This window comes from Pseudomonas sp. SAR267 (assembly GCF_052077595.1).
GTDB classification, from domain to species: Bacteria; Pseudomonadota; Gammaproteobacteria; order Pseudomonadales; family Pseudomonadaceae; genus Aquipseudomonas; species Aquipseudomonas vlassakiae.
In genome coordinates this window covers 4502914-4525437 of sequence record NZ_JBQIHU010000001.1, presented here as the reverse complement: position 1 = coordinate 4525437, position 22524 = coordinate 4502914, and the positions used below count along the sequence as shown (strand labels likewise).

Annotated in this window: 20 protein-coding genes and 1 pseudogene; 15 read left to right on the top strand and 6 right to left on the bottom strand. The window is 62.8% G+C overall.

The window, feature by feature from the left end:
- Positions 1-94 precede the first annotated feature (94 nt).
- A complete protein-coding gene (locus ACTORR_RS21350; protein WP_313365780.1) occupies positions 95-2425 on the bottom strand; it encodes an FdhF/YdeP family oxidoreductase in 2331 nt (776 codons plus the stop codon).
- Positions 2426-2775: 350 nt separating this feature from the next.
- Here ACTORR_RS21350 and moaA point away from each other — a divergent pair, with 350 nt between their 5' ends.
- Entirely contained in the window at positions 2776-3780 is a 1005-nt protein-coding gene (moaA, locus tag ACTORR_RS21345) for a GTP 3',8-cyclase MoaA (protein WP_054883354.1), read from the top strand.
- A gap of 20 nt (positions 3781-3800) precedes the next feature.
- Positions 3801-4700: a bestrophin family protein gene (locus ACTORR_RS21340; RefSeq protein WP_054883355.1), complete on the top strand. Its 900-nt coding sequence runs from the start codon at positions 3801-3803 to the stop codon at positions 4698-4700.
- A gap of 84 nt (positions 4701-4784) precedes the next feature.
- On the opposite strand, the gene moaB is transcribed toward ACTORR_RS21340, so the two are convergent.
- Positions 4785-5324 carry a molybdenum cofactor biosynthesis protein B gene (gene moaB / locus ACTORR_RS21335; RefSeq protein WP_099815445.1) on the bottom strand — a complete coding sequence of 180 codons (540 nt, stop codon included), beginning with the start codon at positions 5322-5324 and terminating at the stop codon, positions 4785-4787.
- 140 nt (positions 5325-5464) lie between these two features.
- Between moaB and ACTORR_RS21330 the strand changes: the two genes are divergently transcribed.
- A complete protein-coding gene (locus ACTORR_RS21330; RefSeq protein ID WP_313365739.1) occupies positions 5465-6364 on the top strand; it encodes a LysR family transcriptional regulator in 900 nt (299 codons plus the stop codon).
- Between the two features lie 146 nt (positions 6365-6510).
- Positions 6511-7410 (top strand): DUF6216 family protein, encoded by a 900-nt coding sequence (locus ACTORR_RS21325; protein ID WP_099815443.1) that lies wholly within the window; start codon positions 6511-6513, stop codon positions 7408-7410.
- On the opposite strand, the gene ACTORR_RS21320 is transcribed toward ACTORR_RS21325, so the two are convergent.
- A complete protein-coding gene (locus tag ACTORR_RS21320; protein WP_313365738.1) occupies positions 7370-8146 on the bottom strand; it encodes an AraC family transcriptional regulator in 777 nt (258 codons plus the stop codon). The two genes, ACTORR_RS21325 and ACTORR_RS21320, sit on opposite strands and share 41 nt — an antisense overlap.
- Before the next feature lie 434 nt (positions 8147-8580).
- Between ACTORR_RS21320 and ACTORR_RS21315 the strand changes: the two genes are divergently transcribed.
- The 5 genes from ACTORR_RS21315 to ACTORR_RS21295 all read left to right on the top strand — a co-directional run bounded on the left by ACTORR_RS21315 (position 8581) and on the right by ACTORR_RS21295 (position 15107).
- Entirely contained in the window at positions 8581-10191 is a 1611-nt protein-coding gene (locus ACTORR_RS21315) for an APC family permease (RefSeq protein ID WP_054883359.1), read from the top strand.
- A gap of 23 nt (positions 10192-10214) precedes the next feature.
- The gene (locus ACTORR_RS21310) at positions 10215-11141 is read left to right on the top strand and encodes a 4-hydroxyproline epimerase (RefSeq protein WP_054883360.1); all 927 of its coding nucleotides are present in this window, start codon (positions 10215-10217) and stop codon (positions 11139-11141) included.
- Positions 11142-11184: 43 nt separating this feature from the next.
- On the top strand, positions 11185-12132 hold the full coding sequence (locus tag ACTORR_RS21305; RefSeq protein WP_054883361.1) for a dihydrodipicolinate synthase family protein: 948 nt from the start codon (positions 11185-11187) through the stop codon (positions 12130-12132).
- Between the two features lie 147 nt (positions 12133-12279).
- Positions 12280-13857 (top strand): aldehyde dehydrogenase (NADP(+)), encoded by a 1578-nt coding sequence (locus tag ACTORR_RS21300; RefSeq protein ID WP_313365009.1) that lies wholly within the window; start codon positions 12280-12282, stop codon positions 13855-13857.
- Between the two features lie 2 nt (positions 13858-13859).
- Positions 13860-15107 carry an NAD(P)/FAD-dependent oxidoreductase gene (locus ACTORR_RS21295; RefSeq protein ID WP_262108938.1) on the top strand — a complete coding sequence of 416 codons (1248 nt, stop codon included), beginning with the start codon at positions 13860-13862 and terminating at the stop codon, positions 15105-15107.
- Between the two features lie 126 nt (positions 15108-15233).
- Here ACTORR_RS21295 and xenA read toward each other — a convergent pair whose 3' ends face one another.
- Positions 15234-16325, bottom strand: a complete 1092-nt coding sequence (xenA, locus tag ACTORR_RS21290; RefSeq protein ID WP_054883364.1) for a xenobiotic reductase XenA — start codon at positions 16323-16325, stop codon at positions 15234-15236.
- Between the two features lie 49 nt (positions 16326-16374).
- Here xenA and ACTORR_RS21285 point away from each other — a divergent pair, with 49 nt between their 5' ends.
- A complete protein-coding gene (locus tag ACTORR_RS21285; protein ID WP_099815438.1) occupies positions 16375-16710 on the top strand; it encodes an ArsR/SmtB family transcription factor in 336 nt (111 codons plus the stop codon).
- A gap of 33 nt (positions 16711-16743) precedes the next feature.
- On the opposite strand, the gene ACTORR_RS21280 is transcribed toward ACTORR_RS21285, so the two are convergent.
- Entirely contained in the window at positions 16744-17613 is an 870-nt protein-coding gene (locus ACTORR_RS21280; RefSeq protein WP_054883366.1) for a LysR family transcriptional regulator, read from the bottom strand.
- A 204-nt stretch (positions 17614-17817) separates the two neighbouring features.
- Here ACTORR_RS21280 and ACTORR_RS21275 point away from each other — a divergent pair, with 204 nt between their 5' ends.
- The 5 genes from ACTORR_RS21275 to ACTORR_RS21255 are packed head-to-tail and all read left to right on the top strand — an operon-like array spanning position 17818 to position 20497.
- Positions 17818-18564, top strand: a complete 747-nt coding sequence (locus ACTORR_RS21275; RefSeq protein WP_054883367.1) for a 2OG-Fe dioxygenase family protein — start codon at positions 17818-17820, stop codon at positions 18562-18564.
- The gene (locus ACTORR_RS21270) at positions 18548-19030 is read left to right on the top strand and encodes a GNAT family N-acetyltransferase (RefSeq protein ID WP_054883368.1); all 483 of its coding nucleotides are present in this window, start codon (positions 18548-18550) and stop codon (positions 19028-19030) included. Before ACTORR_RS21275 ends, ACTORR_RS21270 begins: the two co-directional genes overlap by 17 nt.
- The gene (locus ACTORR_RS21265) at positions 19027-19728 is read left to right on the top strand and encodes an AzlC family ABC transporter permease (protein ID WP_313365007.1); all 702 of its coding nucleotides are present in this window, start codon (positions 19027-19029) and stop codon (positions 19726-19728) included. The genes ACTORR_RS21270 and ACTORR_RS21265 overlap by 4 nt, the downstream gene beginning before the upstream one ends.
- Positions 19707-20027, top strand: coding sequence for an AzlD domain-containing protein (locus ACTORR_RS21260; RefSeq protein WP_313365006.1), 321 nt, complete (start codon positions 19707-19709; stop codon positions 20025-20027). Before ACTORR_RS21265 ends, ACTORR_RS21260 begins: the two co-directional genes overlap by 22 nt.
- A gap of 26 nt (positions 20028-20053) precedes the next feature.
- The gene (locus ACTORR_RS21255) at positions 20054-20497 is read left to right on the top strand and encodes a hypothetical protein (protein ID WP_054883370.1); all 444 of its coding nucleotides are present in this window, start codon (positions 20054-20056) and stop codon (positions 20495-20497) included.
- A 52-nt stretch (positions 20498-20549) separates the two neighbouring features.
- On the opposite strand, the pseudogene mqo reads toward ACTORR_RS21255, so the two are convergent.
- A pseudogene (gene mqo, locus ACTORR_RS21250) lies at positions 20550-22187 on the bottom strand (malate dehydrogenase (quinone)).
- Positions 22188-22524: the final 337 nt, after the last annotated feature.

Genomic DNA, 22524 nt, shown 5'->3' with positions numbered 1-22524 from the left:
GAAGCCGCTCCCACAGGTACTCCACAGTCCTTGAAATCTGTGATGACCCTGTGGAAATGGCTTTAGCCGCGAAGAGGCCGGCCCAGGCAGCCCATCAGTCCGAAGCGAGCACCGCCTCGATCCGGTTCCCGGCCTTGGCTTTCTCCAGCTTGATCGCAATGAACTTGGAAGTCGGCGTATAAGTCCCTTCGCCATAACTCTCCAGCGGCACCAGCGGATTGGTCTCGGGATAATAGGCCGCTGCCTGCCCATCCGGAATGTCATAAGGCACCAACCGGAAGCCCGACACCCGTCGCTCGACACCATCCTCCCACAGCGACACCAGGTCCACGTGCTCGCCCGGCTCGAAGCCCAGCCGGCGGATGTCCGCCTCGCTGACAAACACCACTTCACGCAGGCCGAATACCCCGCGATAACGGTCATCCAGCCCGTACAACGTGGTGTTGTACTGGTCATGCGAGCGCAGGGTCTGCAGGATCAGGTCCGGCGTGTCACCCCGCGCCAGCACCTTGGCATTGACCAGTTCCTCCGGCAGCGCGTGGGGCATGAAGCGGGCCTTGCCGGTAGCCGTGCGGAAGTTGCGATCGGCCGCGTTGTTGCCCAGGTGGAACCCGCCCGGGTGCTGCAGGCGCTCGTTGAAGTCAGCGAAGCCCGGAATCACGTCGGCGATCATGCTGCGAATGCGGTTGTAGTCGGCAACCGCGTATTCCCAGTCGATCGGCTGGTTGCCCAAGGTGGCCTTGGCCATGCCGGCGATGATCCACGGCTCCGAACGCAGGTGCGGCGAACGCGCGCGCAGCTGGCCGTTGGAGAGGTGCACCATGCTGAACGTATCCTCCACCGTCACGCCTTGCGGCCCCTCGGCCTGCATGTCGATCTCGGTACGGCCCAGGCACGGCAGAATCAGCGCATCGCGCCCGGTCACCAAGTGCGAGCGGTTGAGCTTGGTGGAGATCTGCACGGTCAGCGCGCAATTGCGCAGTGCCGCGTGGGTGCGCGGGGTGTCCGGCGTGGCTTGGGCAAAGTTGCCGCCCAGGGCGATGAACACCTTGGCCAGCCCCTCTTCCATGGCCTTGATCGCCAGCACTGCGTTGTGCCCGTGGGCCCGGGGCACTCGGAACTTGAAGCGTTTTTCGATGGCATCGAGCAGCGCCGCCCTGGGCTTTTCGTCAATGCCCATGGTGCGGTCGCCCTGCACGTTGCTGTGGCCACGCACCGGCGACAGACCGGCACCGGGCTTGCCGACGTTGCCGCGCAGCAGTTGCAGGTTGACGATTTCCTGCACGGTCGGCACCGAATGACGATGCTGCGTAACACCCATGGCCCAGCACATGATCACTCGCTCGGCCTTGCGGTATATGCGCGCAGCGAGTTCGATCTCGGCCAGGGTCAGTCCCGATTGCTTGACGATGTGCTCCCAGGAGGTGGCATCCACGGCCGCCAGGTAGTCGTCGAGGCCACTGGTGTGCTCGGCGATGAAGGCATGGTCGAACACCGCGGGCTCGCCCTTGGCCTGGGCTTCGCGCTCCCATTGCAAGAGAAACTTAGCGATACCGCGCATGGCCGCCATGTCGCCCCCCAGGGCCGGTCGGAAGTAGGCACTGGTGGTCGGCTCGGAGCCGTTGCTGAGCATCTCGAAGGGGTGCTGCGGGTGCTGGAAGCGCTCCAGGCCGCGTTCCTTGAGCGGGTTGAAGCACACCACCTGGGCACCGCGCTTGACGGCTTCGCGCAGCGGCTCGAGCATGCGCGGGTGGTTGGTGCCAGGGTTCTGGCCGATGACGAAGATCGCGTCGGCCAGCTCCAGGTCGTGAAACACCACGGTGCCCTTGCCCACCCCGAGGGTTTCGGCCATGCCGGCGCCGCTGGCTTCGTGGCACATGTTCGAGCAGTCGGGGAAGTTGTTGGTGCCGTAGGCACGGACGAACAGCTGGTAGAGAAATGCCGCCTCGTTACTCGCCCGGCCCGAGGTATAGAACTCCGCCTGATCGGGCGAGTCGAGCGCGCGCAGGTGTTGGGCGATCAGCTCGAAGGCTTCTTGCCAGCTGGTTTCCACGTAGTGATCGGTTGCCGCGTCGTAGCGCATCGGATGGGTCAGGCGCCCCTGGTATTCAAGCCAGTAGTCGCTCTGTTCGAGCAACGCACTGACGCTGTAACGGGCAAAGAACGCAGGGTCCACTGAGCGGCCGGTGGCTTCCCAGTTCACTGCCTTGGCGCCGTTTTCGCAGAACTTGACCATGTCGCTTTCCGGCGACTCGCCCCAGGCACAGCCCGGGCAGTCGAAGCCACCGTTCTGGTTGGTCTTGAGCATGGCCCGCAGGTTCTTGAAGGCGTTGTCGCTGCCCAGCCAGCTCTTGGTCACGCTCTTCAGCGCGCCCCAGCCGGCGGCGGGGCCTTTGTAGTCCCTGATGTGTTGGTCCTGGCTCATGCGGTCAATCCTCACGCTTCGATACTTTCTTCCAGCGTATGGAGCCTGCGATAGAGCCGTCCAATCGATATGTTTTACCCCTTGATAAGCAATTTCGATCAGGGGCTGGCACCGCGCCGTGGCTTTCGCGGGCACGCCCGCTCCCACAGGTACATCACCGCACTCGAAATCTGCGCAATCCCTGTGCGGGCGTGCCCGCGAAGGCCTAGACGCAGTTACAACCCTTTAAAAATCGGGCCTGCAGCCGTGATAGAGGGCATTGATGAAATGGTCAGGGAAAGCGATTTGACGGGGCTGGCCACAGGCTATAGCTTGAGTCCTGTAGCCCCCATTTCCTTTCGAGCGCCAACGTGGAACAGAACAGCCGGGCCCTGATCGACGGCTTCAACCGGAAAATCGACTACCTGCGGATGTCGGTCACTGACCGCTGCGACTTCCGTTGCGTGTACTGCATGGCCGAAGACATGCAGTTCCTGCCACGCCAGCAGATCCTCAGCCTTGAAGAACTGTTCCAGGTGGCCGAGCGCTTCGTCGCCCTCGGCACCCGCAAAATCCGCCTGACCGGTGGCGAACCGCTGGTGCGCCAAGGCATCGTCGACCTGTGTGGGCGCATCGCCGCCCTGCCCGGCCTGCGTGAACTGTGCATGACCAGCAACGGCTCGCAGCTCGGGCGCCTGGCCCAGCCGCTGTTCGACGCCGGGCTCACCCGCCTGAACATCAGCCTCGACAGCCTCGACGCCGCGCGCTTCAAGCAGTTGACCCGTACCGGCGATCTCCACCAGGTAATCGCCGGCATCGATGCCGCACGCCAGGCCGGCTTCCAGCGCACCAAGCTCAACTGCGTGGTGCTCAAGGGCCGCAACGACCACGAACTGGTCGACCTGGTGCGCTTTGCCATCGACCGCGAGCTGGACATCACCTTCATCGAAGAGATGCCACTGGGGGTGATCAACGAACACGAACGCGGCGAGTCGTTCTGCTCCAGCGATGAAGTGCGCGATCGCCTGGCCGAGCACTTCAGCCTGATCGAATCCACCGAGTCCTCCCAGGGCCCGGCGCGCTACTGGCGCCTCGCCGAAGCCGCCCATACCCGGGTCGGTTTCATTTCACCGCACAGCCACAACTTCTGCGCCACCTGCAACCGGGTGCGCCTGACCGTCGAAGGCCGCCTGCTGCTGTGCCTGGGCAACGAACACTCGATGGACCTCAAGCAGGTCCTGCGCGCCCACCCCGGCGATGCGGCGCGGCTGGAGAAGGCCATCCGCGACTCGCTGCACCTCAAGCCCTACCGCCATCATTTCGAAGTCGGTGGCGAGGTGCAGATCCTGCGCTTCATGAACATGACCGGCGGCTGATCGGCCGCCTCTGGATTGCCATGATCGTCCACCCCCGCCCCGATGTGCTGCGCGTGCTGTTCACCCTCAAAGGCTCGATCGTCAAGCGCATTGCCCCGCGCTGCCTGATGGTCACCTTGCTGGCTGCGCTGATCGTGCTGGTCGAGCGGCACTTCCCGGCGTTTTTCTACCCGGTCAGCGCCACGCCGTTCACCCTGCTTGGCCTGTCGCTGTCGATCTTCATGAGTTTTCGCAACAACGCCTGCTATGACCGTTGGTGGGAAGGGCGCAAGGCCTGGGGCAGGCTGATCATCGAAACCCGTTCGTTCGTACGGGAGAGCGTGGTGATCGCCGATGAGCACCTGCGCGCCGAGCTGTTGCGCAGCCTGTGCGGCTTTGCCCATGGGCTGAATGCTCGGTTGCGCAACGAAAGCGAAGTGAACGCCACCCGCCCATGGCTGAACCAGGCTACCCAGGTGGCCGAGCACAACGTGTGCGATGGCATCCTGCGCGACATCGGCATGCACTGTTCACGGCTGGCAGCGCAAGGGCAGATCAGCGAATGGCGCTACACCCTGCTGGAGCAGCGCCTGGCCGGGCTGACCGAGGTGCAGGCCAGTTGTGAGCGGATCAAGGGCTCGCCGCTGCCATTCCCCTACACCTTGCTGCTGCACCGTACCATCTACATCTTCTGCCTGCTGCTGCCGTTCGCCCTGGCCGAGCCGCTGGGCTGGCTGGCGCCGCTGTTCACCACCATCGTCGGCTACACCTTTTTTGGCCTGGATGCGATCGGCAACGAGCTGGAGGACCCGTTCGGGCGCGATGAGAACGACCTGCCGATGGATGCCATGGTCAGGACCGTGGAGCGGGATGTGTTGGGGGCTCTGGGGGTCGAGCCGCTGCCGCCGGTGTTGCTGCCGGTGGACTATGTACTGAGCTGATGGCCTCTTCGCGGGCACGCCCGCTCCCACAGGTAAGGCGTGATCCCTGTGTGAGCGGGCGTGCCCGCGAAGAGTCCGGTGCAGCTAACCGCGGCTTTCGCAGGCTTCGACAGGTTTCAGATGCTTGACAAAATTACAGGGCCGGTGCCGCGCATCCAGTTGCTCCACCAGGATACCTTCCCAGGCAGTTCGGCAAGCGCCAGTCGAGCCGGGCAGGCAGCACACCAGGGTGCCGTTGGAAATCCCCGCCAGCGCCCTGCTCTGTACGGTCGAGCTGCCGATATCGAGAATGGACAAGGCGCGGAACAGTTCGCCAAAGCCATCGACGGTCCGCTCCAGCAGGCATTGTACTGCCTCCGGTGTGCTGTCACGCCCGGTAAAGCCAGTGCCGCCAGTGATCAGCACCACCTGCACGTCGTCGTCGGCGATCCAGCTCGCCACCTGGGCGCGGATCTTGTACAGGTCATCCTTGAGCAGCGCGCGTGCCACCAGGCGATGGCCGACCTCCACCGAGCGGCTGGCAAGCAGCTGGCCGGAGGTGTCGTTGTCATAGGTACGGGTGTCGCTGACGGTCAGCACTGCGATATTCAGCGGTACGAAAACCGCATCGGGTTGGACGCGCACGGTGAAGCTCCTCGAATGGCATTGTCGTCACGCTAGAGGCAAGCCAGAACAGCGTCCAATCGAAATGGCGAACCGGCCGATCAATGACATCTATCGCAGACGTGGGTTAAGGTCTGCACAACCAGACGCCAGGCACTCCCATGGACATCAAGCAGCTCAAGTTCCTCATCGCCCTCGACCAGACCCGCCACTTCGGCCAGGCTGCGGCGCTGTGCCATATCACTCAGCCGACCCTGTCGATGCGCCTGCGCAACCTGGAGGACGAACTGGACCTGGTGCTGGTCAAGCGCGGCCAGCGCTTCGAAGGCTTCACCGAGGCCGGCGAGCGCATCCTGGCCTGGGCCCGTACCCTGCTCGCCGCCCATGACGGCCTGCAAGCCGAGGCCGCCAGTTGCCGCGGCCAGGTGGTCGGCAGCCTGCGCCTGGGCACCGTGCCGCTGGCCAGCTTCAACCCCATGCACCTGCTGCTGCCGCTGCGCGAGAAGTACCCCGAGCTGCAATTCCAGCTCAGTTCGCACAGCACCGAGCAGATCATGGACGGCCTGAGCCGCAACCAGCTCGACCTGGGGATCTGCTACCTCGACCAGGTCAACGCCAACTTCTTCGAAGTGATCGAACTGGGTACCACCACCATGGGCCTGCTGTTCGACACCCAGCACTTCCAGTTCGACGCCGACAGCCTGCGTTGGGAGGAACTCGGCGACACCCCCCTGGGCCTGCTGAGCAAGGGCATGCACTACCGCCAGTCACTGGACCTGAGCCTGCGCAGCCGCGGCCTTGAAGCCAATGCCGTGCTGGAAAGCGACTCGACCTTCCAACTGGTGCAGGCCATAAACACCGGCGTGTGCTGCGCGATCATGCCGCTGGGCTGCGGCCTGGAAGACCTCAGCGAACACATGCGCATCATCCCCATCGCCGACGCCAGCATCCACAGCCCGGTCGGCCTGCTGCTGCGCCGCAGCGAACCGCGTTCGGCGATTGCCGAGCAGTGCTTTGCCGAGGCGCGAGCGCTGTTCAGCCAAGGGTTGCGTCATGACTGATCATTCAGAAACTTCCTACAACATTTAGGGACTGTTGTCGGGCGACACAGCTATTCAGCCTCTTCTATCATCGCCCCGCACCTGCGTGATGCGATCACTCACGGGTGCACGGTCCAGCCTCTTATTCACATGTCCAAGGATTTGACATGACGACATCTACTCCAGTCTCGACACCATTGGTATGGAGCGCCGAAGCCCTTGCACCATTGGGTGCCATAGGTATAGCGCTACTGATTTTCTGGCTGCTTTGGTTCATCTATAGCAGAGCCGGTTCGCTTTACTTCCTGCGTGACCTGATCTGGCGAAGCTTCGGTGGTAAAACTGAATTCGACAACCACTCTCCGCTGAACACGATGCGTAAAGAACTGCGTGAGATCGAGTTCTTCCGATACGAGTTCAACATACCCGCAAAAAACCTGCAGGAAGCTGACCTCGCCTATCGCTGGATTACCGCAAATGGCTTTACGCCGAGCGATATCGGCCGCAACCGTCGGTACATGGACTGGACAGATTTCAACGCCCCGAATTTCGCCACCCAACGCTTCTCGCGCAAAAAGTTCTGGTGGGGCTTCGGTTTTCTGATCGCCCTGCTTTGTGCAATAGCCCCCGTCCCACTCGCGACACAATCGAAGTACTTGATGGTGTCTTTGAAAGACGCGCCAGATACGCCGAGCTTTTACCTTTCGCAAGATGACATCAAATTTGAAATGTGGTGGCCGGAACGCCTCCTGACTGCGGATAAGTGCCGTTCAACGGAAACCAAACAACCCTTTTTTGTTGACATGCCAGAAGACAAACTGGACACCATTTGCTCTTTCTTCATGGACCCGAATTACACCTCCCATGTCGCGAAAGGCTTGAAGGAGCAGCGGTCGATTCTGAGCGGCTTCGCCCTGTTGTGTTTTGCTGGGTTGACCTTGGTAGTCCTGAAACTTGCACGCATGGAGCGGGCAAGGGCCCTTCACCGACAGTGGCAGCGCCGTCTGGCGGGCGCCGGCTCCAGCACTACACCTGCGCCGTCGCCTGGCGATACTGCCGCGGCGTGAAGCCTGTCAGCTGCTTGAACTGGCGGCTGAACGCGCTGTGGTCGGTGTAGCCGCAGCGCAACGCCACTTCGGTGATCGGCAAATCGGAATGCAGCAACCGGTGGGCGTGCTCCAGGCGTGCCTTGTGGATCATCTGCCGCGGCGTGAGGTGGAACACTCGCTTGCAATAGCGCTCCAGCTGCGCCACGGAAATCCCGGCGATGCGGGTCAACTCGCTCATGCTGATCGGCTGGTGAAAATGCTGGCGGATGTGCTCGTCCACAGCAGCCAGGCGCTGGTAGGCGGGGTGGGTATCGGCGGCTGACTGCAGGTCGACGGAGATGCCCACCAAACCGATGATCTCCCCGGCCGGGTTGCGCAGCGGGCGCTTGTGGGTCAGGCACCAGCCCGGTTCTCGGCTGCCGTACAGGTGCAGTTCGAGCTGGTCTTCCAGCACCAGCCCATCCTTGAGCACGCGGCGGTCCTGCTCGGTGTAGCCGGGGCCCAGTTGCGCCGGGAACACTTCGGCACTGGTCTTGCCCAGCAGCGGCTGCAGGCGCTTGAGACCGCAGCGCTGGACCAGGGTGGTATTGGCCAGCACATAGCGCGCGGCCGGGTCCTTGATGAAGATCGCGGCGTTGGGGATGGCGTCGAGGATCGGTAGCAGCAAAGAGACACCCGCCAGCAGCGCTTCTAGGGTGGTCGGGCGGTGCTGGTCGACGGACTGGTACAGGGTTGCCAGGGGGATATCGGTCATCTGTCGGCTCACTGCAGTTTATAGCGTTCAGGTCTGCATACGCTTTTTTGTAGGAGCGGCCTTGTGTCGCGAAAGGGCTGCGCAGCAGCCCCGGGATCTGCGCCCTCATGCAAAATTGCCGGGGCCGCTATGCGGCCCTTTCGCGACACAAGGCCGCTCCTACAGGGACGGCGCTTGCAACTGAGACCACTTCACAAAACCTTGTCCATTATGGCTTTCAGCCTATATCTGGGCACTTTCACCCCGCCACTGCTTTTTTGAAACTGTGCCGATTTCGTCATCCCTCCTGCAGAAAACCATCAAGAACCCCTGCCCCGTTCGGGTCCACTCTATGCCCCACGCAAGCCGCCCAAGACCTACAACAGCGCGGCCGTGGAAAGCCGCAACACGTGACATCAGACCTGCCTATCCAAAACCTACAAAAAGGCGCACCCATGTCAGGCAAATTCAAGAAGCAGCTGTCGTTGCTCGACCTCACCTTCATCGGCCTCGGTGCCATCTTCGGCTCCGGCTGGCTGTTCGCCGCCAGCCATGTTTCGGCCATCGCCGGCCCGGCCGGTATCCTCTCCTGGTTCCTCGGCGGTTTCGCCGTGCTGCTGCTGGGCATCGTCTACTGCGAACTCGGCGCCGCCCTGCCGCGTGCCGGTGGCGTGGTGCGCTACCCGGTGTACTCGCACGGCCCGCTGCTCGGCTACCTGATGGGCTTCATCACCTTGATCGCGTTCTCCAGCCTGATCGCCATCGAAGTGGTCGCCTCGCGCCAATACGCCGCAGCCTGGTTCCCCGGGCTGACCAAAGCCGGTTCCAGCGACCCCACGGTGCTCGGCTGGCTGGTGCAGTTCGCCTTGCTGGGGCTGTTCTTCTTCCTCAACTACCGCAGCGTGAAGACCTTCGCCAAGGCCAACAACCTGGTCAGCGTGTTCAAGTTCATCGTGCCGCTGCTGGTGATCGGCGTGCTGTTCACCTTCTTCAAGCCGGAGAACTTCGAGGTCCAGGGCTTCGCCCCGTTCGGCCTGTCCGGCGTGGAAATGGCGGTATCGGCGGGTGGCATCATCTTCGCTTACCTGGGGCTGACGCCGATCATCTCGGTGGCCAGCGAAGTGAAGAACCCCCAACGCACCATTCCCATCGCGCTGATCCTCTCGGTGCTGCTGTCCACCGCGATCTACGCCCTGCTGCAACTGGCCTTCCTCGGCAGCGTGCCGACCGAGATGCTGGCCAACGGCTGGGCCGGCGTGACCAAAGAACTGGCCCTGCCCTACCGTGACATCGCCTTGGCCCTGGGTGTGGGCTGGCTGGCCTACCTGGTGGTGGCCGACGCGGTGATCTCGCCCAGCGGCTGCGGCAACATCTACATGAACGCCACCCCGCGCGTGGTCTATGGCTGGGCGCAGACCGGCACCTTCTTCAAGTACTTCACCCGCATCGATGCCCAGTCCGGTATCCCGCGCCCGGCGCTGTGGCTGACCTTCGGCCTGTCGGTGTTCTGGACCCTGCCGTTCCCCTCCTGGGAAGCGCTGATCAACGTGGTGTCTGCCGCGCTGGTACTGAGCTACGCCGTAGCCCCGGTCACCGTTGCCGCCTTGCGCCGCAATGCGCCGGACATGCCGCGCCCGTTCCGGGTCAAAGGCATGGGCGTGCTGGGCCCGCTGTCGTTCATCATCGCCGCGCTGATCGTCTACTGGTCGGGCTGGAACACCGTGTCCTGGTTGCTGGCCTTGCAGATCGTGATGTTCGTGCTGTACCTGCTGTGCAGCCGCTTCGTGCCGACCCAGCACCTGTCGCTGGCCCAGCAAGTGCGTTCTTCGGCCTGGCTGATCGGCTTCTACGCCATGACCATCCTGCTGTCCTGGCTGGGCAGCTTCGGCGGCCTGGGCGTGCTCGGCCACCCAGTCGACACCGTGGCCGTGGCCGCCTGCGCCCTGGGCATCTACTACTGGGGCGCGGCCACTGGCGTACCGGCTCACCTGGTACGCCTGGAAGGCGAAGACGAAAGCGAAGCCTCCACTGAAACCTACAGCGCCCAGCCCGCCGTCGCCTCCTGATCCTCATAGCAATGGACAAGCCCATGAAACAGATTCACGTCATCGACTCGCATACCGGCGGCGAACCGACCCGCCTGGTGATGAAAGGCTTCCCGCAGTTGCAGGGGCGCAGCATGGCCGAGCAGCGCGACGAACTGCGCGAGCTGCACGATCAATGGCGCCGTGCCTGCCTGCTTGAGCCACGCGGCAACGATGTGCTGGTCGGCGCGCTGTACTGCCCACCGGTGTCGGCTGATGCCACCTGCGGGGTGATTTTCTTCAACAACGCCGGATACCTGAACATGTGTGGCCACGGCACCATCGGCCTGGTCGCCTCGCTGCAGCACCTGGGCCTGGTCGAACCCGGCGAGCACAAGATCGACACCCCGGTCGGCCAGGTCAGCGCCACCCTGCACGCCGATGGCGCCGTCACCGTCGGCAATGTGCCGTCCTATCGCTACCGCCAGCAGGTGGCGGTGGATGTACCTGGGCATGGCGTCGTGCGCGGCGATATCGCCTGGGGCGGCAACTGGTTCTTCCTGGTGTCCGAGCACGGCCAGCGCATTGAACTGGACAACCGCGAGGCCCTCACGGAGTACACCTGGGCCATGCTCAAGGCCCTCGAGGCCCAAGGCATCACTGGCGAAAACGGCGCGCTGATCGACCATGTCGAGCTGTTCGCCGACGACGCCAATGCCGACAGCCGCAACTTCGTCATGTGCCCCGGCAAGGCCTACGACCGCTCCCCCTGCGGCACCGGCACCAGCGCCAAGCTGGCGTGCCTGGCCGCCGACGGCAAGCTCGAAGAAGGCCAGACCTGGGTCCAGGCCAGCATCACCGGTAGCCAGTTCCACGGCCGCTTCGAGCGCGACGGCGAACGCATTCGCCCGTTCATCACCGGCCGCGCCTACATGACCGCCGACAGCACCCTGCTGATCGACGAACAGGATCCATTCGCCTGGGGCATCTGACCCGGCTTTTCAAAACAACCGAATATCGCCAGGAGTGACAACAATGACTGACAACATCTTCACCGGCACCATGCCTGCCCTGATGACCCCGTGCACCGCCGAGCGCAAGCCGGACTTCGACGCCCTGGTGCGCAAGGGCCGGGAGCTGATCGAGGCGGGCATGAGCGCGGTGGTGTATTGCGGCTCGATGGGTGACTGGCCACTGCTGACCGAAGCCGAGCGCCAGGAAGGCGTGGCCCGCCTGGTGGCCGCCGGTATTCCGACCATTGTCGGCACCGGTGCGGTCAACACGCGCGAGGCGGTGTCCCACGCTGCCCACGCGGCCAAGGTCGGTGCCGCCGGCCTGATGGTGATCCCTCGCGTGCTCAGCCGCGGTGCTTCGCTGATCGCCCAGAAACACCACTTCTCGGCCATTCTCGCTGCGGCGCCGAAGCTGCCGGCGGTGATCTACAACAGCCCCTACTACGGCTTCGCCACCCGCGCCGACCTGTTCTTCGAACTGCGCCGCGAATTCCCCAACCTGATTGGTTTCAAGGAGTTCGGCGGCGGCGCCGACCTGCGCTACGCCGCCGAGCACATCACCTCGAAGGATGACGATGTGACCCTGATGGTCGGTGTCGATACCCAGGTCGTGCATGGCTTCGTCAACTGCGCCGCCACCGGTGCCATTACCGGCATCGGCAACGCCCTGCCGCGTGAAGTGCTGCAGCTGGTGAGCCTGAGCAAGCAGGCCGCCAAAGGCGACGCCAAGGCCCGCCGCCTGGCGCGTGAACTGGAAGCGGCGCTGGCAGTGCTGTCGTCGTTCGATGAAGGCTGCGACCTGGTGCTGTACTACAAGCACCTGATGGTGCTCAACGGCGACACCGAGTACAGCCTGCACTTCAACGAAACCGACGTGCTCACCGATGCCCAGCGCAACTATGCCGAGCAGCAGTACGCGCTGTTCCGCAAGTGGTACGCCAGCTGGTCGGCCGAGCAGAACCTGGCCTGATCCCTGGGGCTGCTGCGCAGCCCTTTCGCGACACAAGGCCGCTCCCACATTGACCGGCGTACACAGGTCTTTTGTGGGAGCGGCCTTGTGTCGCGAAAGGGGCGCAAAGCGCCCCCCGATCCAGAAACTGATTCCGAAGGAGGCCCCATGACCCTGACAGGCAACTTGCTGATCGGCCAGCGCGCCGTTCCCGGCAGCCGCGACGCGATCCACGCCATCGACCCGGCCACCAACCAGGCCCTCGAACCCGCCTACGCCGGCGGAAGCGGCGAACACGTGGCCCAGGCCTGCGCACTGGCCTGGGCGGCGTTCGACGTCTACCGCGAAACCTCGCTGGAACAACGCGCACATTTTCTTGAAACCATCGCCAGTGAAATCGAAGCCATTGGCGATGCCCTGATCGATCGCGCCGTGGCCGAAAGCGGCCTGCCCAAGGCGCGCATCCAGGGCGAGCGTGGCCGCACTTGCACGCAACTGCGCACCTTCGCCCGGGTGGTCCGCAGCGGCGAATGGCTCGATGTGCGGGTCGACAACGCCCTGCCCGAACGCCAACCACTGCCACGCGCCGACCTGCGCCAACGCCAGGTGGCGCTGGGCCCGGTGGCGGTGTTTGGCGCCAGCAACTTCCCCTTGGCCTTCTCGGTAGCGGGTGGCGACACCGCATCGGCCCTGGCCGCCGGCTGCCCGGTGGTGGTCAAGGCCCACGCCGCGCACCCCGGCACCAGCGAACTGGTCGGCCGGGCCGTGGCCCGTGCCGTCAAGCAATGCGGCCTGCCTGAAGGAGTGTTCTCGTTGCTGTATGGCGCCGGTCATGAAGTCGGTATCGCCCTGGTCAGCGACCCGCACATCAAGGCGGTCGGCTTCACCGGGTCGCGCAGCGGCGGCACAGCCCTGTGCAAGGCAGCCCAAGCTCGCCCCGAGCCGATTCCGGTGTACGCCGAGATGAGTTCGATCAACCCGGTATTTCTTTTCGATGCCGCGTTGCAAGCCCGTGGCGAAGCACTGGCGCAAGGCTTCGTTGCCTCGCTGACCCAAGGCGCCGGGCAGTTCTGCACCAACCCTGGGCTGGTGATCGCCCGCCAGGGGGCGGCGCTGCAGCGCTTCATCGAGGCGGCCAGCGCGCAGGTTCGCCAGGCCGCCGCGCAGACCATGCTCACCCCAGGCATTGCCAGCGCATACGCTGCGGGCGTCGACACCCTGGCCAGCAACGTCAACGCTACGCTTGCCGCCAGCGGCCTGACGCAACAAGGGCCGAACCAGTGCCAGGCGCAGCTGTTCGTGACCCAGGCCGAAGCGTTTCTCGGCGACCCGGCATTGCAGGCCGAAGTGTTCGGCGCCGCTTCGCTGGTAGTGGCCTGCACCAGCGACGCGCAGGTGCGCCAGGTGGCCGAACAGCTTGAAGGCCAGCTGACCGCCACGCTGCATCTGGACGATGCCGACCTCGACAGTGCCCGCGCCCTGCTGCCGACCCTGGAGCGCAAGGCCGGGCGCATCCTGGTCAACGGCTGGCCGACCGGTGTCGAGGTGTGCGACGCGATGGTTCACGGCGGGCCGTTCCCTGCCACCTCAGATGCCCGTACCACCTCGGTCGGCACCGCAGCGATCCTGCGTTTCCTGCGCCCGGTGTGCTACCAGGACTTCCCCGATGCCCTGCTGCCGCAGGCGCTCAAGCACGGCAACCCGCTGCAATTGCGACGTTTGCTCGACGGCAAACGGGAAGCTTGAGCATGGTCGATACCGCCGAAAACGATATCGCCGTGGTGGGTGCCGGCATTGTCGGCGTCGCCTGCGCCCTGCAACTGGCCCGCCAGGGCCGTCGGGTGCTGCTGCTCGATCATCAGGCGCCGGGCCACGGTGCCTCCTTCGGCAACGCCGGGCATCTGGCCACCGAGCAGGTGTTCCCGATCGCCGACCTGTCGATCCTCAAGCGCCTGCCGCGCATGCTGCTCGACCCGATGGGCCCGCTGCGCCTGGACTGGAAGTACCTGCCCAAGGCCATGCCATGGTTCACCCGCCTGCTGCTGAACCTGCGCCCGGCGCCGTTCCAGCGCAGCGTGGCCGGCATCCGCGCACTGAACGAAGGTAGCCTGGGAGCCTGGCAGCGTTTGCTGGGCTCGATCGGGCGTAGCGAGTTGTTCAAGGAGGACGGCTCGCTGCTGGTGTTCGAGCGGCCCGAGTCGCGTGTCGCGCTGCAGGCCTTGCGCGCACGCATGCAGCAGCAGGACGTGCAGGTGGACCTGTGGTCAGCCGATCACCTGCGCGAGGCCGCGCCGCAATTGAACCCATCGCTGCTCGGCGGGCTGTTCTTCCCGCGTACCGGGCACTTCATCGACCCATACCGGGTGGTCTGCGCACTGTTCGAGGCCGCCAAGGCCAACGGCGTACGCTTCGTCCAGGCGCGGGTTACGGGAGGTCAACTGCACAGTGGCGGGGTCAACCTGGCCAGTGACCGGGGGACGTTCAAGGCGCGCCAGGTCCTGCTCAGCTGCGGCGCCCATTCAGCGCCATTGACGGTGGCGCTGACCGGCAAACGCGTACCGCTGGATACCGAGCGCGGCTATCACCTGATGCTGCCACAAGAACAGCAGCGGCTGCCGTTCGCGGTCACGTCGCTGGAGCGCAAGTTCATCATGACGCCCATGGCTGATGGGCTGCGCCTGGCTGGCACAGTGGAGTTCGCCGGGCTCGATGCGCCGCCCAGCATGCAGCGGGCGTGGCAGTTGCACCGGCTGAGCAAGGGGTTGTTTCAGCATGACTTGAGCACGGAAGGAGCGACGCCGTGGATGGGCTTCAGGCCCTCGTTGCCGGACTCGTTGCCGGTGATCGACCGCGTGTGTGACGGGCGAGTGCTGCTTGCCTTCGGGCATCAGCATCTGGGATTGACCCAGGCGGCGGTGACGGCGGAATGGGTGGGGCGGTTGGCGGCGCAATCGGCCGGGCCGGAGACAGCGGCTTACCGGTTGGATCGGTTCTAGCCTGGACCGGCCTCTTCGCGGGCACGCCCGCTCCCACAGGGACAGCGTTGCCTTCAGCCTTTACGCTGTACTTGTGGGAGCGGGTTTACCCGCGAATGGGCTGCAAAGCAGCCCCCCCTTCAAGACTCAGCGATAGCGCTCAAGCCAGTGTGCATAAGGTGCCGGCAAGGTCCAGGAGGCCTTGTCCACTCCCAACTCCTTGGCCGCGAAGTACGCCCAGTGCGGATCGGCCAGGTGCGCACGCCCTACCGATACCAGGTCCAACTGCTTGGCCTGCACCGCCTCTTCAGCCAGTTGCGGCGTGCCAAAGCCCCACGCCGAAGTCACTGGCAAGCCCGCCTCGCGACGCACACGTTCGGCAATCGGCCCCATGAATGCCGGGCCCCACGGAATGTTGGTATCGGGAATGGTGAAGCCGACGCTGACGCTCAGCAGATCCAGCCCGCCAGCCTTGAACCGGCGCGCCAGTTCGATCGACTCTTCCAGGGTCTGCTCATCGCGGCCGTCATACTCCAGCACACCAAAGCGAGCGGTCAGTGGCAGGTTCTCCGGCCATACCTCACGCACCGCTGCCAGGGTTTCCAGCAGAAAGCGACTGCGGTTTTCGAAGCTGCCACCGTAGGCATCGGTACGCTGGTTGGAATGCTCGGAGAAGAAGCTCTGCCCCAGATAGCCGTGGGCGAAGTGCAGCTCGATCCACTCGAAGCCGGCGTCGCGGGCACGGCGCGCGGCGTCGACGAAATCCTGTTTGACCCGGGCAATGTCGTCCAGGGTCATTTCGCGCGGGACTTTCGGCAGGTGCGCACCAAAGGCGATGGCCGACGGGGCGATAGTGTCCCAGCCACGGGCATCGTCGGCAGCAATGTGGTCATCGCCTTCCCACGGGCGGTTGGCGCTGGCCTTGCGCCCGGCGTGGGCAATCTGGATACCCGGCACCGAGCCTGCCGCCTTGATCGCCTGCACCACCGGCACGAACGCCTGGGCGTGGGCGTCGCTCCAGATCCCGGCGCAACCGGGGGTGATGCGCCCTTCCGGTGCCACGGCGGTGGCCTCCACTACCAGCAGGCCTGCACCGCCACGGGCGAGGCCGGCCAGGTGCACGTGGTGCCAGTCGTTGATCATGCCGTCCTCAGCCATGTACTGGCACATCGGCGGGATGGCGATGCGGTTGCGCAAAGTGACATCTTTCAGGGTGTAGGGTTGGAACAGGGCAGACATGGGCAAACTCCGAGTCGTCTGAATACGATAGTTCGATCATAATCGAACTATGGCAATTAATGAAACCCCCGTTATCATGTCGGCCATGCGAGCCTACCAACACCCCAATTCTGAAGACCTGACTCTCGAGCGTGTGCTCTATGCACTGAGCGACCCGGTGCGCCTGGGCATCGTCCGCCATCTGGCCGGCGTGGCCGAGGCCAGCTGTGGCGAACTCGATGGCGGGCGGCCGAAGTCGAGCATGTCGCACCATTTTCGCGTGTTGCGTGATGCGGGGTTGGTGCATACCCGCAACGTCGGCACCACCCACATGAATTCGCTGCGCAGCGAGATGCTGGCCGGGCGCTTTCCCGGCTTGCTGGACTGCATTCTGCGGCAGGTCTGATCGCTACCGTGCCGCCCCGGCACGCCGGCAAGGTCAGGCGCTGATGGCGTCAAAGCTGCGTATGGGGGTGGGCGCCGCACAGAACAGCGGAAACTCTTCTTCGATGATCCACGGCTCTTTCATGACCAGGTACACATCGAGAAAATCAGAGAAGCCAGGCCAGATGAACAGGTCATTGGCTTCGGCAACGGCACGCGACAGCACGCCGACGCCGCCAAAGCTCTTGATCATGGAAACACTGACGATCTCGCTGCCGGAATGGAACACGGTGGCGGCGTCCAGCATACCGGGCCGGCGCTCGGCGAAGCGGGAAAAGATCGAGGAATAAGGGCACTCGGGCAACGGCTTGATCACCGCGCAGGCAGGTGCACGGTCGTTACTGGATGACGAGGCGACGACTTCGATACGCAACCCCTTGAGCGGCAGCGAATGGTAGTTCTCAGGCACGCTGTCGCCCAGCACCACCACCATGTCGGCTTCGTCCTTGGCCAGCTTGGTCAGGTTGTCGGGCGATTCCGAGCAACTGAAGATCGGGTTGTAGCCTGCAAGCTTGCTGACCACCCCGCCCATGATCTGTTGGTTGATTTCCATGGACAACGTGCTGTTCAAGGCAACGCGCAGAGGCAGGCGCTGATTGCGGCTCTGGCGCAACTGATTGATCTTCAGTTGCATGCGCTCCGAAGAACGGACGATTTCCAGAACGTGCGGCAGGATGCCCACGCCCTCCTGGGTCAGCGATACCCCTTTGTTGGTGCGGTCGAACAACTTGAAGCCGCAATGATCCTCGAGCTTTTTCAACTGAGCGGCCAAGGCCTGGACCGTAACGTGAACCTGTTCGGCCGCATCGGTGATCGACCCCGTTCGAGCCACGTTCACGATGTTCTTTAGCACCTTGATGTCCATTCAATCTCCCTCCCCGATTTGCTGACGCAGTCCGGCAACAAAAGGCCAACAGGATAACGCACAAGGCCTTGCACTGTCTGCCCGCTTATGGTGCACGCGGCCCGGGTAGCAAGCAACGGTTGAGGCACCTGAAAAAAAAGTGAAGTTTCTCCGCGCAAGCCAACTGTTAGATTTTTGCCAGCTTTTGAATAAGAAGAGATGGCCATGCTGACACTGAACAGAAACATCGAAACTGCCCTGCGACAAAACAAGACGGTCAATGTCATGGGCAGCGATTATGCCTTGACCGGCGGCTTCAAGGAGTTCGTCGAGTTTTCCAAAAGTTGGGAAACCATGGGCGTCGACCGTTATTACGGTCAGGCCGACAAGGGCACGCGCTACCGCCGTTACAGTGATTTCGACTTCAACCCGGTCACCGGCGAACTGAACCAACTCAGCCACCGCGCCTACGAACAATCCGAGGCCCACAACGCCTACGTCGGCGGCATGGCGCGTCATTTCGATGACATCGGCGCCGATGTATTCAACTCACCGATCCTGCGGGCGCTGATTCGGCTGGATTTCGACGTGTACAAGGCCGTATTGCCGGAAGACCTGCATACCGTCAACTGGCAGTGCCAGGTGCATCAGATCCGTATCGAAATCAAACCCGGGGCGCAGATCGAAATCACACCTGAAGGTATTCACTGTGACGGTTACCCGTTCAGCGGCGTGCACTTCTGGGGCCGTCATAATGTCGAAGGTGCTACCAGCAAGATTTACGATAAACAGTCCAATGTTATCGATTCCGGCACCTACCTGAATATTCTCGACACTACTTACTTCCTCGACCGCGAACTTCAGCACTATGTAACGCCGGCCATCAACCCGAGCCATTCCGAAATGGGCTACCGGCAGATCATTGCCATTTCCTTCTCTCGACCGGGTAGCGAGCATGACATTATCGACTAGTTGCATCGGCACGGCGCCAAAACTGTTCCCGGCCGAACACATCAATGGCCTGAGCATCAAGAAAGCCACGCCCTTCCATGCGCGCAAGATCGTCGACTTCTTCCGCCGCTTCGAAGAGACCTCATTCTGCGACTGGCAGGACGAAGGGCTGCTCAAAGGTTTGCTCGGCACCGAGCACACCTATTGCTACGTGGCCGAGAACCAGACCGGGGCCATCGTCGGCGCGGTCGCGGGCGGACTGATGGGCACACGAGGCACCATCAATCACATGGCCGTGGAGCCGGACTATCGCCAGAGCAGGATCGGCACTTCATTGGCCAACTCGATTCTCAGTGATTTCCGCCAGCACGGCATTCGCCGGGTGTTCCTGTTCGTTGAGAATGACAACACCCAGGCACTGAGCTTCTGGCAGAAACAAGGCTTTCTGCAGACATGTGGTGAAATCACCTGCGAGGTCGACCTGTGACCTCGTCGGTGCTGCTATCCGCCACGCGCAAGGAAAGCCTGGTCGACGCCCTGCCGATCATTACCGGCTATTTCGTCGTCAGCTTCGTGTTTGGTGTCATGTGCATCAATGCCGGCCTGCCCTTGTGGCTGCCGGCCGCCATGTGCCTGTTCGTCTATGCCGGGGCGGCGCAGTTCGCCGCACTGGCCCTGATGACCACCAGCGCGCCGCTGATCACCATTGCCTTGTCGACCTTGCTGATCAATTCGCGGCACATGCTGATGGCGATGTACATGTCCAAACGCAGCTCACAACTGCCGATCAGCAAGCCACAGAAGCTGCTGTACGCTTTCGGCCTGACCGATGAGTCCTTTGCCTTTCATAGCCAACGCCTGGAAAACGGCAGGCCGACCTCGGCGGGCTATCTGTTGCAGTTCAATACCTACTGCCATGCCAGCTGGATCGCCGGCGCGGTGTTTGGCGCGGTGGCCTCGGATGCATTGAACCGGTTCTCCCAGTTCAAGCTGGACTATGCCCTGACGGCAATGATGATCTTCGTGCTGATATCGCTGTGCAGCAACCTCACCAAAGCGCTCATCGCCCTGGTGGTGATCGTCACCACCTGCCTGTTGAACATGTACGCACCGTCGCCCTTGAACGTATTCATCGCAACCGCCGTAGGCTGTGGAGCAGGGTTATGCCTGAAAAGAACTACCTGATCGCAGCGGTGATGCTGATGGCTGCCATCACCTATCTCACCCGTGCGACACCCTTTCTGCTGAAGATGGAGAAATCTCCCAAGCTGTTCAATGACGTCATTGAATACTTGCCGATGGCAATCATCGCCAGCATCACCGTACCCGCCCTGCTGGTGGCCAAGGATGGCTCATTGCTGGGCCTGAATGCCGACCTGCTGGCAGCGATCCCGGTGGTCATCGTCGCCTACTGGTCACGCAGCCTGATCTACAGTGTGTGTGCCGGTGTCGCCGGGCATGTGGCAATCACGCTCCTGGCATGAGGTGCGGTTGTGAAAAGGAAGCAGTTATGAGCCTTGCACGCCGGAAAGTCACGCTGACCAACCTGAGTGAATTTTCCCGCCTGATGCCCAAGGTTCCTCGTGACCAGGTGATTGAGGAAATGGCTGACCTGTCGCTGGAATGCTCGCTGACCTACGCCTTGGGCAAGACGTTCCTGCGCGATGGCTGGATTGCGGAATATCGCCATCTGCATGCGGCCGCGCACTTGAGCCCATGCACCGACCTGCTGCTTTTCGCCACCTCGGGAAGCTTGAATCTGGAGCTGGCCGACGGCTCGCAAATACACGTCATGCACGGCGATCAGGTGGTACTCAGGGCTGCCACCGAGGCGAAGGTCTTTCCCGTCAGTGCCGAGGGTGATGTGAGTTTCCTGGCATTGGCAATCGACCTCAACCTGGCGGAGGTGCTGCAGGACCTCGTCGTCGACAGCGACCTGCCGAAACGCCCATAAAAAAAGCCACGGGGGTCACCCGTGGCTTTCGCGAACCCACATCGCCGCCCGATCAGAGCGCCATGTCGTTTGCTGGCTTGCTTTCAACCGGTTGGCTCGGCGCAACGCTGGTGCCGACGCTCTCGTCGATCACCGGCGGTTTCTCCAGTTGCAGCACTTCAGCGGTGTAGTTCCACTCTTTCTGGGTAGCCGCTGCCGAATCGTTCAGCTTGGTACCGTAGCTCGGTACGATCTGCTTGATCTTGGCCTGCCACTCAGGGGTAGCGACTTTTTCCTTGAACACGGTTTCCAGCACGTTGAGCATGATTGGCGCAGCAGTCGAAGCACCTGGCGAGGCGCCCAGCAGGCCGGCAATGGTGCGGTCCTGGGAAGCCACCACTTCGGTACCCAGCTTCAGCACGCCGCCCTTCTCTTCGTCACGCTTGATGATCTGCACGCGCTGACCGGCCTGCCACAGTTTCCAGTCTTCCTTCTTGGCGTTCGGGAAGTAGGTGCGCAGCGCTTCGAAGCGGTCGTCATCCGACAGCATCAGCTGGCCAGCGAGGTACTCGACCAACGGGTACTGGTCGATACCGACCTTGGTCATCGGCTACACGTTGTGGGTGGTGGTGCTGCTCAGCAGGTCCAGGTACGAGCCGTTCTTCAGGAACTTGGTCGAGAAGGTGGCGAATGGGCCAAACAGGATCACGCGCTTGCCATCCAGCACGCGGGTGTCCAGGTGCGGTACCGACATGGGTGGCGCGCCGGTCGAGGCAATGCCGTAGGCCTTGGCCATGTGCTGCATGGCCACGGTCGGGTTCTCGGTCACCAGGAACGAACCGCCCACCGGGAAGCCTGCGTACTCCTTGGCTTCTGGAATACCGGACTTCTGCAGCAGCTTCAGTGCGCCGCCGCCAGCACCGATGAACAGGAACTTGGCGTCGGTGGCCGATTCGGTACCGTCCTTGAGGTTCTTGTACTCGACGTGCCAGGAGCCGTCTTCGTTGCGGGTGATGTCCTGCACTTCGCTGGACAGCTTCAGGTCGAAGCCTTTCTGGGTCTGCAGGTGGCCAACGAACTGGCGGGTGATTTCGCCGAAGTTGACGTCGGTGCCGATTGGCGTCCAGGTGACAGCCAGCTTCTGGTTCGGGTCACGGCCTTCCATCATCAGCGGGACCCACTTGGCGATCTGCGCGTGGTCCTCGGAGTACTGCATCGGGCGGAACAGCGGGCTGGCCTGCAGCGCGTCGTAACGCTTCTTGAGGAACTTGATGTTGTCATCACCCCAGACGAAGCTCATGTGCGGGGTGGTGTTGATGAACGAATGCGGGTTCTTCAGCACGCCCTGGCGAACCTGCCACGACCAGAACTGGCGGGAGATCTGGAAGGCTTCGTTGATTTCGATGGCCTTGGCGATGTTGACGTTGCCGTCTTTGTCTTCCGGGGTGTAGTTCAGCTCGGCCAGCGCGGAGTGGCCGGTACCGGCGTTGTTCCAGCCGTTGGAGCTTTCTTCGGCGACGCCGTCCAGGCGCTCGACCATTTCCATCGACCAGCTCGGCTCCAGCTCGTGCAGCCACACGGCCAGGGTGGAGCTCATGATGCCGCCGCCGACCAGCAGCACATCGACTTTCTTGGTTTCTGCGGCGTGCGCTTGCATGAAGCTCGCAGCGACAGCCAGACCCAGCAAGGTCTTGCCAGCTTTCTTGAACATTGATCAATTCCAGTCAGTAGAACGGAGGGTGGACCTGTGGCTGGCCCAGAGTGTTCCTTGTTCTTCAGCGCAGGCTTGTTGTTAATGATTGTTCAGCAGCCAGAGAACCAGAAAACGACTCAGGCTTTTGTCGAATTGACCGACCAGGCTGAATCGTTTCGCCGATTGTAACCGAAATGCCAGCACAAACAAATTGCCGCTGGGGGGTCAACGCGACGGGTTGTCTCAGTGATTTTCGCCCACCGCAAAAGCTTTCGGGCAACAAAAACCCCCGGCCATCTGCATGACCGGGGGCGTCGGATCAGGCCACTAGCGGCGAGATCTGGAGATCACCAGG